Annotated in this window: 11 protein-coding genes; 2 read left to right on the plus strand and 9 right to left on the minus strand. The window is 76.0% G+C overall.

The window, feature by feature from the left end:
- Positions 1 to 45: 45 nt before the first annotated feature.
- From mnhG to HLV61_RS11540, 8 genes are all read right to left on the minus strand, one after another.
- Entirely contained in the window at positions 46 to 453 is a 408-nt protein-coding gene (mnhG, locus tag HLV61_RS11505; protein WP_369255449.1) for a monovalent cation/H(+) antiporter subunit G, read from the minus strand.
- The gene (locus tag HLV61_RS11510) at positions 450 to 779 is read right to left on the minus strand and encodes a monovalent cation/H+ antiporter complex subunit F (protein WP_369255451.1); all 330 of its coding nucleotides are present in this window, start codon (positions 777 to 779) and stop codon (positions 450 to 452) included. The genes mnhG and HLV61_RS11510 overlap by 4 nt, the downstream gene beginning before the upstream one ends.
- Positions 776 to 1,339 (minus strand): Na+/H+ antiporter subunit E, encoded by a 564-nt coding sequence (locus HLV61_RS11515; protein ID WP_369255453.1) that lies wholly within the window; start codon positions 1,337 to 1,339, stop codon positions 776 to 778. Before HLV61_RS11515 ends, HLV61_RS11510 begins: the two co-directional genes overlap by 4 nt.
- The gene (locus HLV61_RS11520; protein ID WP_369255455.1) at positions 1,336 to 3,033 is read right to left on the minus strand and encodes a Na+/H+ antiporter subunit D; all 1,698 of its coding nucleotides are present in this window, start codon (positions 3,031 to 3,033) and stop codon (positions 1,336 to 1,338) included. Before HLV61_RS11520 ends, HLV61_RS11515 begins: the two co-directional genes overlap by 4 nt.
- Entirely contained in the window at positions 3,030 to 3,521 is a 492-nt protein-coding gene (locus tag HLV61_RS11525) for a Na(+)/H(+) antiporter subunit C (protein ID WP_369255457.1), read from the minus strand. Before HLV61_RS11525 ends, HLV61_RS11520 begins: the two co-directional genes overlap by 4 nt.
- On the minus strand, positions 3,518 to 6,394 hold the full coding sequence (locus HLV61_RS11530) for a Na+/H+ antiporter subunit A (protein ID WP_369255458.1): 2,877 nt from the start codon (positions 6,392 to 6,394) through the stop codon (positions 3,518 to 3,520). Before HLV61_RS11530 ends, HLV61_RS11525 begins: the two co-directional genes overlap by 4 nt.
- Before the next feature lie 113 nt (positions 6,395 to 6,507).
- Positions 6,508 to 7,167: a response regulator gene (locus tag HLV61_RS11535; protein WP_369255460.1), complete on the minus strand. Its 660-nt coding sequence runs from the start codon at positions 7,165 to 7,167 to the stop codon at positions 6,508 to 6,510.
- Positions 7,164 to 8,336, minus strand: a complete 1,173-nt coding sequence (locus tag HLV61_RS11540) for a sensor histidine kinase (RefSeq protein WP_369255462.1) — start codon at positions 8,334 to 8,336, stop codon at positions 7,164 to 7,166. Before HLV61_RS11540 ends, HLV61_RS11535 begins: the two co-directional genes overlap by 4 nt.
- 186 nt (positions 8,337 to 8,522) lie before the next feature.
- On the opposite strand from HLV61_RS11540, the gene HLV61_RS11545 reads away from it, so the two are divergent.
- Positions 8,523 to 9,227, plus strand: coding sequence for a hypothetical protein (locus tag HLV61_RS11545; RefSeq protein WP_369255464.1), 705 nt, complete (start codon positions 8,523 to 8,525; stop codon positions 9,225 to 9,227).
- A 77-nt stretch (positions 9,228 to 9,304) separates the two neighbouring features.
- Here the strand turns inward: HLV61_RS11545 and HLV61_RS11550 are convergent, their stop codons facing one another.
- Positions 9,305 to 11,119: an ABC-F family ATP-binding cassette domain-containing protein gene (locus HLV61_RS11550; protein WP_369255466.1), complete on the minus strand. Its 1,815-nt coding sequence runs from the start codon at positions 11,117 to 11,119 to the stop codon at positions 9,305 to 9,307.
- A gap of 177 nt (positions 11,120 to 11,296) precedes the next feature.
- Between HLV61_RS11550 and HLV61_RS11555 the strand changes: the two genes are divergently transcribed.
- The gene (locus HLV61_RS11555; RefSeq protein ID WP_369255468.1) at positions 11,297 to 12,058 is read left to right on the plus strand and encodes a hypothetical protein; all 762 of its coding nucleotides are present in this window, start codon (positions 11,297 to 11,299) and stop codon (positions 12,056 to 12,058) included.
- Positions 12,059 to 12,170 lie beyond the last annotated feature (112 nt).

Genomic DNA, 12,170 nt, shown 5'->3' on the forward strand with positions numbered 1-12,170 from the left:
CCAGGGCGGCCGGAGCGGCGTGCGCACGCCGCTCCGGCCGTCACCTCAGCCGCGCAGGGGGGCTCCGGGGTCCTCGGGTGGGGCGTCGCCGGGCTCGTCACCCCGGTAGACGTCGTCCTGGTGACCGGCGCTGCCCAGCTCGTCGACGAGCAGCAGGTCGCGCCGGACGTGCCGGCGGCGATAGGCGACCCGGCTGATCAGGTGGGCGCTGACGGGCGCGGTCAGCAGCTGGAACGCCGCCACGAGCAGCAGCATCCAGGCGTTGGCCCAGCCGTTCAGCCGGATGGCGGCCCCCACCATGACGAGCAGGACGCCGAGCACCTGGGGCTTGGTGCCGGCGTGCATCCGGGACAGCACGTCGGGGAAGCGCACCAGCCCCAGCCCGGCGGTGAGGCAGAGGACGGCGCCGACCAGCAGGCAGGTGAAGGCGACGACGTCGGCGAGCGCGGTCACGACCGGCCCTCCCTCTCCTCGGCGGCCACCGGCAGGCCGAGGTCCCGGCCGTCCCCGGTGCGCGAGCGCAGGAGCATCCCGCCGACGTAGCGGGCGACCGACACCGAGCCGACGAAGGCCAGCAGCGACACCACGACCAGCACCGGGACCAGCGTCGGGTCGCGCACCAGCGCGACGTGGACCGCGATGCCCGCGGAGATGATCACCAGCAGGGTGTCGGTGGCGACCACCCGGTCCAGGAGGGACGGCCCGCGCACCAGCCGGACGAGGGCGAGCAGCGCCCCTCCGCCGATCAGCGCGTACAGCGCCGCGCTCACCACCGTCACCGCGCGGCCACCTCCGTGCGGGCGCGCTCGAGCGCGGCGACGTCGTCGGCCGAGCCGAAGGCGCGCACCAGCCGCTCCTCGACCACCAGGACGTTGGCCCGCTTGCGCTCGACGTCGGCATGGTCGCGGATCGGCAGCAGGTGCAGAGTCATCACCCGCCGCTCCCGGTCCAGGTCGAGCACCAGCGAGCCGGGCACCAGCGAGGTCGCCTCGGCGACCATCGTGAGCAGCAGGTCGGAGTCGACCCGCAGCTGCACCTGCACGATCGCCGTCTGGTGCACCCCCAGCGGCCGCAGGGCCTGCCAGGCCACCTCGGCCCCGGACACGAACAGGTCCCGGACGAAGTGCCCGGAGAACGCCAGCAGGGGCCCCGGACGCACCCGCACGCCGCCGACCACGTGCGGCAGCGGCAGCAGGACCAGCACGGCCAGCGCGACGAGCAGGCCGGAGAGCAGGTTCGCCCACGACCAGCTGCCCCACAGCAGCATCCAGACCAGCACCAGCCAGACGGCGAGCGGCACCTGGTGGCGCAGCCGGGTGGCGGCGGGCTCGACGGTCACGGCGCCTCCTCCCCGAACACCGACGAGACGTAGGGCGTGCGGTCGAACAGGTCGGTCGCGGCCCGGTCCGCGAGGCCGTACAGCGGCCCGGCCAGCCCGGTGAGGGCCACCGTGAGCGCCATCAGTGCCGCGGTCGCCCCCACCATCGTCCGGGGCAGCGGGCGCAGCGCCCGGACCGCCCCGGCGGCGGGTGGCATCTGCGCCTCGGTCGCCGTCGCCACCGCGGTGTGCCGGCGCCAGGCGTCCTGCAGCGCGGTGCGCGGCGGGGCGTCGTCGGAGGCCGCGTCGTCGGAGGGGACGCCCTCGTCCGCGGGGCGCCGCCGCTCGGTGGCGGCGGCCGCGGCGGCCGCGGCGGTGTCCTCGACCGGGGCCTGGTTCGGGGACCGCCAGAAGGCGCGGGTCCACACGCGGCCGACCGCGAGCAGCGTGAGCAGGCTGGTGACCACCCCGCCGGCGACCAGCGTGTACGCCGCGGCACCGCCGTGGGCGACGCCGGCCTCGAGCAGGCCGAGCTTGCCGATGAAGCCCGACAGCGGCGGGATCCCGGCCAGGTTCATCGCCGGCACGAAGAACAGCACCGCGAGCAGCGGTGAGCGCCGGGCCAGCCCGCCCAGGCGGTCGACCGCCGTCGTCCCGCCCTGGCGCTCGACCAGCCCGGCGACCAGGAACAGCGTGGTCTGGATGGCGATGTGGTGGGCGACGTAGAAGATCGCACCGGCCAGGCCCGCCGCCGTCCCCAGGGCGATGCCGAACACCATGTAGCCGATGTGGCTGACCAGCGTGAAGGACAGCATCCGGCGCAGGTCGCTCTGCGCGACGGCGCCGAGGATGCCCACCACCATCGTCGCCAGCGCCGCCCAGAGGAGCACGTCGTCGAGCGCGCCGCCGGGGAACAGCAGCGTCTGGGTGCGGATGAGCGCGTACACGCCGACCTTGGTGAGCAGCCCGGCGAAGACGGCGGTGACCGGGGCCGGCGCGGTCGGGTAGCTGTCGGGCAGCCAGGCCGACAGCGGGAAGACCGCGGCCTTGATCCCGAAGGCGACCAGCAGCATCGACTGCAGCAGCACCTGCGTGCCCTCGGGCAGCTCGCCCAGCCGCACCGCCAGCTGCGCCATGTTCACCGTGCCGGTGGCGGCGTAGACCAGCCCGATCGCGGCGAGGAACAGCAGCGAGCTGGTCAGGCTGACGATGATGTAGGTGATGCCGCCGCGGATGCGCGCCGCCGTCCCGCCGAGGGTCAGCAGCACGTAGGAGGCCATCAGCAGGATCTCGAAGCCGACGTAGAGGTTGAACAGGTCGCCGGCGAGGAAGGCGTTGCTCACGCCCGCGACGAGCACGAGGAACGTCGGGTGGAAGATCGACAGCGGCGTCTCCTCCGACCCGTCAGCGGCGCCCTGCCCGACGGCGAACACCAGCACGCCCAGCGCGACGGTCGAGGCGACCACCAGCATCAGCGCCGACAGCCGGTCGACGACCAGGACGACGCCCAGCGGGACCGGCCAGCCGCCGACGGAGACCGCGCCGGCGCCCTCGGCGTCGGCGACGAGCAGCAGGACCACCGAGACGGCGAGCACCGCGGTGAGCACGACCGTGCTGAGCGTGCGCTGGAAGGTGGGGTGCCGGGCGACCAGCAGCGCGCCGGCCGCGCCGAGCAGCGGGAGCAGCACCGGCAGCGGCGCGAGGACCTCGATCACGGCGCACCCTGCCCGGCCGGCAGGTCGACGTCGTCGGCGAGCTCCTCGAGGTCGGCGGGCAGCGAGTCGGCGTGCATGGCCGCGCGGTCCTCGGGGGCGAGGTCGTCGGGGTCGAGCTCGTCGGCGTCGGTGGCCCGGCGGGCGGCGACCCGGCGGTCCTCCTCGTCGGTGCCGACGACCTCGTTGCGGGCCAGCCGCCAGGAGCGGTGGATGATCGCCAGCAGGAACGCCGAGATGCCGAACGTGATCACGATGGCGGTCAGCACCAGCGCCTGCGGCAGCGGGTCGTTGATCTCGTCGGCGTCGGAGTAGCCGAGGATCGGCGCCAGCCCGGACGGGCCGCCGGCGGACAGCAGCAGCAGGTTCGTCGCGTTGCCCAGCAGCAGGAAGCCCAGCAGCACGCGGGTGAGGCTGCGGTCGAGCAGCAGGTACACCCCGGCCGCGTAGAGCCCGCCGATCATCACCGGCAGCACGATCGTGGGGGTCATCGGAGCACCACCTCCCCGGGGCTCAGTTCGATCGGGTCCTCCTGGTCCTCCTGGCGGTCGAGCTCGGCGCCGAGGCTGCGCAGCACGTCGAGGACCAGGCCGACGACGATCAGGTAGACGCCGCAGTCGAAGAACAGCGAGGTCACGAGCTTCACCGAGCCCAGCACCGGCAGCGTCGTCTCCACGATCGCCGTCTGCAGGACGCCGCCGCCCAGCAGCAGGCCGGCGACGCCGGTGACGCCGGCGAACAGCAGCCCGCTGCCCAGCAGCAGGCCCGGGGCCACCGGGGCGGCCTCCCCCAGCTCGTAGCGCCCGCCGGCCAGGTAGCGCAGCACCAGCGCCAGGCCGGCCACCAGGCCGCCGGCGAAGCCGCCGCCGGGCTCGTTGTGCCCGCTGAACAGCAGGTACAGCGAGAAGACCATGATCGTGTGGAACAGCAGCCGGGTGATGACCTCGAGGACGACCGAGCGCCGCGCCGGGTCGAGCGTCGCGGTGGCTGCCAGCCACCGGTCCCGCGGCGCGCGGCGGCTGCCCTCGCTGGACCGGGCCAGGTCCGCACGGGTCACCCGGTCCACCCCGCCGGTGCGGCCGCGGAGGAAGACCAGGCTGGCCACACCGGTCGCGGCGACGACGAGCAGCGAGACCTCGCCGATCGTGTCCCAGGCGCGGATGTCGACCAGCGTCACGTTGACGATGTTCTTGCCGCCGCCGAACGCGTACGCCGGGCCGGGCCAGTCCGCCGACACCGGCGTCGCCGTCCGCACCGCCAGCGCCACCGCGCCGACCGCGCCCATGAACGCGCCGACCGACACCGCGATCACCCCGCGGACGGCGCGCTCGCGGGGCTTGTGCCGCTCGGAGATGTCCTTGGGCAGCTTGCGCAGCACCAGCACGAAGACGACGAGGGTCAGCGTCTCGACGAGGAACTGGGTGAGCGCGAGGTCCGGGGCGCCCTGCAGCGCGAAGACGACGGCGATGCCGTAGCCGGTGACGCCCACGACCAGCACCGCGGACAGCCGCTGGCGGATCCGCAGGGTGAGCGCGGCGGCGGTCACGACGACGACGCCGACGACCGCCTGCACCGGGGTGTCCCAGGCCCGCCACTCCCCCGGCCACGGCGCCCGCGTGAGCAGCAGCGTGCCCGGCAGCGCGAGGACGACGACGAGGATCGTGCCGAGGTAGGCCGGCAGGGAGCCGCGCTGGGTGGTGCCGGTGACCAGCACCGAGAGCCGGTCGACGCCCTGCACGACGTTCCAGTAGCCCTCGTCGGCCGAGGCCCCGACGGCCACCCGTCCCTGCAGGCGCTGGACGGGCCCGCGGACGGCGAACAGCGCGGCACCGCCGAGCACGGTGAGCGCCGACAGCGCCAGCGCCGGCTGCCAGCCGTGCCACAGCGCCAGGTGCTCGGCCTCGGGGGCGTAGAGCGGCAGCGTCTCGGCGTAGGCGGCGACCAGCGGGTCCAGCAGCGGGCTGGCCGGCCCGAGCACCAGCCCGGTGAGGGCGAGGACGGCGGGGGCGGCGAGGAACAGCGCCTCGGGCGGGTGCTCGACCGCGGTGTCGGGGATGCCGGGCTTGCGGGCGAAGGCGCCCCAGAGGAAGCGGGCGGTGTAGGCGGCGGTGAGCACCGAGCCGGCGACCAGGCCGACGAGGACGACCACGGCGACGGTCCGGTCGGGCAGGCCGCCGTCGAGCAGCGCGGTGAAGGCCGCCTCCTTGCCGACGAAGCCGAGCAGCGGCGGCAGCCCGGCCATCGAGGCCGCGGCGGCGGTGCCGATGACGGCGAGCACCGGCAGCCGCCGCCCCAGGCCGGACAGCCGGCGCAGGTCGCGGGTGCCGGTGGCGTGGTCGACGACGCCGACGGTGAGGAAGAGCGTGGACTTGAACAGCCCGTGCGCCAGGGTCATGGTCAGCCCGGCGGCGGCGAGCTCGGCGCTGCCCGCGCCGACCAGGGTCACCAGGAAGCCCAGCTGGCTGACCGTGCCGAAGGCGAGCAGCAGCTTGAGGTCCTTCTGGCGCAGCGCCCGGTACCCGCCCACGAGCATCGTGGCCACGCCGAGGCCGAGCACGACCGGCCGCCAGCCCGGGACGTCGGCCAGGCCGGGCGCCAGCCGCGCGACCAGGTACACGCCGGCCTTCACCATCGCGGCGGCGTGCAGGTAGGCACTGACCGGGGTCGGCGCCTCCATGGCCGCGGGCAGCCAGAAGTGGAACGGCACGAGCGCGGACTTGGTCACCGCGCCGGCGAGCACGAGGGCCGCGCCGACCGTCATCGCGGTGCCGCTGCCGGGATCGGCCACGACCTCCGAGAGCAGGTAGGAGCCGCTGGCCTGGCCGATGAGGATCAGCCCCACGAGCATGGCCAGGCCGCCGGCAGTGGTGAGGATCAGCGCCTGGGACGCCGCCCGCCGCGCGGCCAGCCGCCGTCCCGAGCCGCCGATGAGGAGGAACGAGAAGACGGTGGTGAGCTCCCAGAAGACGTAGAGCAGGAGCATGTCGTCGGCGAGGACCAGGCCGAGCATCGACCCGGCGAAGGCGGTGAGGCACCCGGCGAAGCGGCCGGTGCCCTCCTCGCCCGGGGAGAAGTAGCGGGCGCAGTAGACCAGCACCAGCGCCCCGACGCCGGTGACCAGCGCGGCGAAGGCCAGCGCCAGGGCATCCAGCCGCAGCGCGACGGCGAGGTCGAGGACGGGGATCCACGGGACGGTCTCCCGCTGCTCCTCGCCGGCCAGGACGGGACCGAGACGGGTCACCACCCAGCCGAACCCCGCGGCCGGCACGAGGGCCAGGGCGAGGAATGCCTGCCGCCCCCACCACCGCACGAGCGCGGGCGCCAGCAGGCCGGCGAACAGGTGGAGGAGCAGGAGGACGAGCACGTGTCTCCGGGAGTCGTGGGCGGCTCGGGGACACCAGGGACGTCGGTCGCGACGGCCGGCGGTGACCTGAGTCTACCCGGCCCCGCCGGTGGGCCCCCCGCGTGCGCGGACGGTCACCGTCCGGGGGACACCAGTCCCGACTCGTAGGCGAAGGCGACCGCCTGCACCCGGTCACGCAGGCCGAGCTTGAGCAGCACCCGGCTGACGTGGGTCTTCACCGTCGCCTCACCCAGGTACAGCCGCGCGGCGATCTCGGCGTTGGACGACCCGGCCGCCACCAGCGCGAGGACCTCGGTCTCCCGCCCGGTCAGCTGCGCCAGCGCGGCGGCCCGGGCGGGGTCGGGCGCCGGGGCGGCGACGAAGGACCGGATGACCCGCAGCGTCACGGCCGGGTCGAGCAGCCCCTGGCCGGCGGCCACGGTGCGCACCGCGGCGACCAGGTCCTCCGGCGGGGCCACCTTGAGCAGGAAGCCGCTGACCCCGGCCCGCAGCGCGGCGGCGACGTACTCGTCCTCGTCGAAGGTGGTGAGGACGACGACGCGGGTGGGCAGGCCGGCGTCGACGATCCGCCGCGCCGCCTCCAGGCCGTCCATCCCGGGCATCCGGACGTCGAGCAGCACGACGTCGGGCGCGAGCTCGGTGACCACCCGGACGCCGCTCGCGCCGTCGCCGGCCTCCCCGACCACCTCGATGTCCGGCTCGGCGGCCAGGACCATCCGCAGGCCGGTGCGGATCATGGACTGGTCGTCGACCAGCACCACCCGGATGCTCACGCACCCACCCCCGCGGGGGCGGTCGCGGGCGCCGGCACCGGGAAGCCCGCGCGCACCCGGTAGCCCCCGCCGCGCACCGGTCCCACGCTCAGGTCTCCCCCGGCGACGGCGACCCGCTCGCGCATGTGGAGCTGGCCGTGCCCGCCGGGGGCGCCGGGCGGCTGCGGCACGCGGGGGCGGCCGTCGTCGGTGACGGTCACCGTCACCAGGCCCGGCGTCCAGGCGACCTCGACGCGGGTGGCCGCCGCGCCCGCGTGCCGGACCACGTTGGACAGCGCCTCCTGCACCACCCGCACGGCCGAGACGTCGACCAGGGGCGGCAGCTCGGCGGGCTGCCCGGTGACGACGAGCTCGACCGGGACCCCGCCGGCGCGCAGCTCGGCGAGGACGGCGTCGAGGCGCGACAGCGAGGGCTGCGGCGCCGGGTCGGTGTCGGCGCGCTCGCGGAGGATGCCGACCACCCGGCGCATCTCGTCGACCGACTCCCGGCCCAGGCGCTCGAGTCCGAGCAGCACCTCCTGCGCCTCGGGGTGGTCGGGCAGCAGCCGGCGCAGGCCGCCCATCTGCAGCACCATCACGCTCACCGCGTGCGCCACCGAGTCGTGCACCTCGCGGGCGATGCGTGCCCGCTCGGCCACCACCGCGGCGCCGGCCACGGCCTCCTGCTGCCCCGCCAGCCGGGCGGCCAGCGACTGCAGCTCCAGGGAGCGCTGGTGCGACTGCCGGACGAGCGCCCCGACCGCCCAGGCGGTGCCGGTGACGACGAGGTAGAAGACGCTCTCCCACGCCGAGGGCCCGAACGCGATCCCGGCGGCCACCACGACCAGCGTCGCGACGACGGCGGCGCGCAAACCGCGCCGCACCGGGAGGACCGCGGCGGCGTGCCCGACGAGCACCGCCATGCCGATCAGCTGGGCGCCGCCGGGTCCGGGGGTGCCCAGCACGTGGTTGCCCAGGACGCTCAGCGCGCCGGCGACCGCGGCCGCCTCGGGCCACCGGAGGCCCAGCGCCACGACCGCCCCGACCGCGACGCCGGGCAGCGCCGTGACCAGCGGGAAGCGGAAGGCCGAGTCGATCGCCGTCTCCACGACCGACAGCGTCGCGAGCACCGCGCCGAGGGCCGGCCAGACCAGCCGGCGCGCGGACGGGGAGGAGGACCAGCGGGGCACGGCGAGCACGCTAGGGGCCGGCGGGTGCGTCCGGGATCCCCCGCGCGGCCGATGGACGGGACCGCCGCCTCCTCCCTCCGGCGGACGGACGTCGGTCCGCCGGGACGGACGTGCCCGGGGCCCCCGCGGCCGGAGAGTCCTCGCCGACGCACCGGCCGATGCGGTGCCCGACCCGACGAGGACCCGATGACCACCTCCTCCCTCCCCGCTCCTCCCACGACCGCCGCGGAGCAGCCCTCCCGCGGCACCGGCGCGCTGATGCTCACGCTCGCCGGCGGCGCCATGATCGCGGGCTCCCTGCTCTACGTGGCCGGCATGGTGACCTCGCCGCCGCAGGACTCCCCGGCCGCGGCCGACTACATCGCCGCCCTGGGCCGCGACGAGGGCCGCACCACGCTCTCGGCGGTGCTGCTGCACTACGGCAACCTGGCGCTGGCGCTGGCCTGGCTGGCCGCCCCGGCACTGGTCCGGGGCCGCCGCGGGCGCGTCCCGACCGTGGCCGGCGCGCTGGTGTCGGCGATCGGCCTGGTGACCGTGGCCGGCTTCGTCCTCTTCGACTACTGGACCGGCGCCATCGGCCGCGAGCTGGACGCCGCCACCGCGCTGGGCCTCTTCGAGGCGGTGGGCGCCAACGCCGGCGTCGGGGTCGTGGGGCTGCTCACCCTGTTCGGCCTGCTCGGCCCGGTCGTGGGCTACGCCGGCCTCGCCCGCGCCGGGGTCACCGGCTGGTGGCTGCTCCTGCCGGTCGTCGGCTGCCTGGCGGCCTCGGCCGTGATCCCCTTCTCGCCCCCGGTCCACGGTGCCCTCGCGCTGGTCGGCGCCGTCGCGCCCGTCGTGCTCGGCCGGCGCATGATCGCCCGCTCGCGGGCCGAGGCCGCCGTCACCGCGTGATCAGGTCTCCTGATCGTGCTGCGTCCTGGCTCACCGCCCACGGTGAGCCAGGACGCGCTGCGGTGCGCCAGGACGGCTCAGGCCTCGGCGAGCTCGGCGGCGGCCAGCCAGTCGGTCTCCACCTGGTCCTTCTCGGCCAGCAGCGTCCGCAGCCGCCCGTCGAGCTCCATCACCCTGGCGTGGTCGGTGGCCGCGGCGGCGAGCTGGGCGTGCAGCCGCTCCTCCTCGGCGGTGAGCTTCTCCAGCCGCCGCTCGAGCCGGGCTGCCTCCTTGCGGGCGGCGCGCACCTCGGCCGCCGACGGCCCGGCCGCGGCCGGCGCGGGGCCGGGCGCGGGCGCCGGCCCGGACGCGGCGGCCGTCAGCGCGGCCCCGCCGCCGGCACGGATCGCGAGGTACTCCTCCACCCCGCCGGGCAGCGCGGCGATCGAGCCGTCGCCCATGAGCGCCACCACCGAGTCGCACACCCGGTCGACGAAGTAGCGGTCGTGGCTGACCACCAGCACCGTGCCCGGGAAGGAGTCGAGCAGGTCCTCGAGCTGGTTGAGCGTGTCGATGTCGAGGTCGTTGGTCGGCTCGTCGAGCAGCAGCACGTTGGGCTCGGCCATGAGCAGGCGCAGCAGCTGCAGGCGCCGTCGCTCCCCGCCGGAGAGGTCGCCGACCGGCGTCCACTGGCGTGACGCCGGGAAGCCGAACCGCTCGGCCAGGGACGAGGCCGAGATGTCCTGGCCGCCGATGCGGGCGATGCGGGCGACCTCCTGGACCGCCTCGAGCACCCGCAGCGTCGCGGGCAGCTCGGTGACGTGCTGGGACAGGTACGCCGGTGCCACGGTCTGCCCGCGCACCACCGTGCCGCGGTCGGGCGCGGTCTCGCCGACCAGCAGCCGCAGCAGCGAGGTCTTGCCCGCCCCGTTGACGCCGACGACGCCGATGCGGTCGCCGGGACCGACGTGCCAGGTCAGGTCGCGGAACAGCGGCCGCGGGCCGTCATCGGTGCGGACCGAGAAGTCCACGTCCTCGACGTCGTAGACGGTCCGGCCGAGCCGGCGCGCGGCGAAGCCCTTGAGGGCCATCGTCTCGCGCGGCGGCGGCTCGTCGGCGATGAGCGCCTCGGCCGCCTCGATCCGGAAGCGCGGCTTGCTGGTGCGCGCAGGCGGGCCGCGGCGCAGCCAGGCCAGCTCCTTGCGCACCAGGTTCAGCCGCCGCTCCTCGCTCACCGCCGCGATGCGGGAGCGCTCGGCGCGGGCCAGCGTGTAGGCCGCGTAGCCGCCCTCGTAGGCGTGCACCGCGCCGTCGGAGACCTCCCACGTCTGGGTGCAGACCTCGTCGAGGAACCACCGGTCGTGGGTGACGACGACGAGCGCGCCCACCCGGTCCTTCACGAAGTCGGCCAGCCACGCCACGCCCTCGACGTCGAGGTGGTTGGTCGGCTCGTCGAGCACCAGCAGGTCCAGCGGCCGGATGAGCTGCGCGGCCAGCGCGACTCGGCGCCGCTCGCCACCCGACATCGGCGCCACCGGGCTGTCGAGGCCCAGCCGGTCGAGCTCCAGGCCCGACAGCACGCTGCGGACGGCGGGGTCGGCGGCCCACTCGTGCTCGGCCGCGAACAGCGAGGCCGGCAGGACGACGTCGCGGACGGTCGCCCCCGGGGGCAGCGTCCCGGACTGGTCGAGGACGCCGACGGCGAGGTCGCCGCGGCGGGTGACCCGCCCGGAGTCGACGTCCTCCCGGCCGGTGAGGACCCCGAGCAGCGTGGACTTGCCGCTGCCGTTGCGCCCGACGACGCCGATCCGCTCGCCGGACGCGACGCCGAGCGAGACGTCGTCGAGCAGCACGGTCGTGCCGTGGGCCTTGGACACCCGCTCCAGGTTGAGCAGGTTCAGCGGCGCGCTCACCGCGGGATCCGGGTCATGGGGTCCCCAGTATCCCCGGCCCCCCGGGCGCCCCGGCCGGCCGGGCGGCGGGCCCGGCCCGCGGCGTCGCTAGTGGACCCCAAGGCACCCGCAAGCGGGGTCCGGAGAGTCAGCGGCAGCACACCCCGGTCCCCCGGGGCGCACGAGCGGAGGACTTCCATGAGCATGACGGCAGCGGCCCACGACGCGGCGATCCCGGCGCCGGCGATCCCCCACCTGCGGGCGGTGCCCCCGCTGCCCGACCCGGCCCCCGGGACGACGGCGGTGTGGTGGGCGCGGCTGCTGCGCCGCGGTCCCGGCCCGGTCGAGTACTCGCTGGTGGCCGTCAACTCCGACCGCTTCCCCGACGGCACCCCGGTGGACATGACCGCCGTCGACGCCCGCGGCCGCCGACCGGCCGGCTGGCAGGTCGACGTCCGGCACCGCGCCTCGGACGACCGGGTGGTCCGGATCGACGTCGCCGAGGAGCTGTCGGACACCTGCCCGCCGATGTGGTTCGCCGAGGTCACCCACGCGACGGGCGCGGTGCCCGCGGCCTCCCTGCTGGCCTTCCGCGGCAGCGCCTTCCGGCCCGGCACGGTCGTCCGCCCGCACGAGGTCGCCGCGGCCGGCGTGCGGATGACCGACCGGATCGCCGAGGTCCGCTGGTGGATCCGCTCGGGCCTGGTCGACACCGTGACCGTGGAGCCGGTCTACCGCGGCCGCGGCGTGGCCCGCACCCTGGTCACCGCCGCGGAGGGCCTGCGCTTCCTGCGCGGCTGGGCGCCGCTGCGCTCCGACGGCCGTCTCACCGACGCCGGAGCGGCGTGGCTGGAGTCCGCGCCCGCCGCATGGGCACCGCGGCTGGCCGCGCGCTGCGAGGTGCTCCCCGACGCCGACGCCGAGGAGGAGCTCACCGGGGTGGCGCGCCTGCTCCGCTGACCCGCCCGTCCCGCGCGCACCACCGGTCCCGGCTGCGGCGGACGTCCTCGTTCCGTCCACCGACACGCCGGGACGGGCGGTCCGGGTCGGCTGGAGTTGCTCCACGATCTGC

It is taken from the genome of Geodermatophilus amargosae (genome assembly GCF_041028265.1).
GTDB classification, from domain to species: domain Bacteria; phylum Actinomycetota; class Actinomycetes; order Mycobacteriales; family Geodermatophilaceae; genus Geodermatophilus; species Geodermatophilus amargosae_A.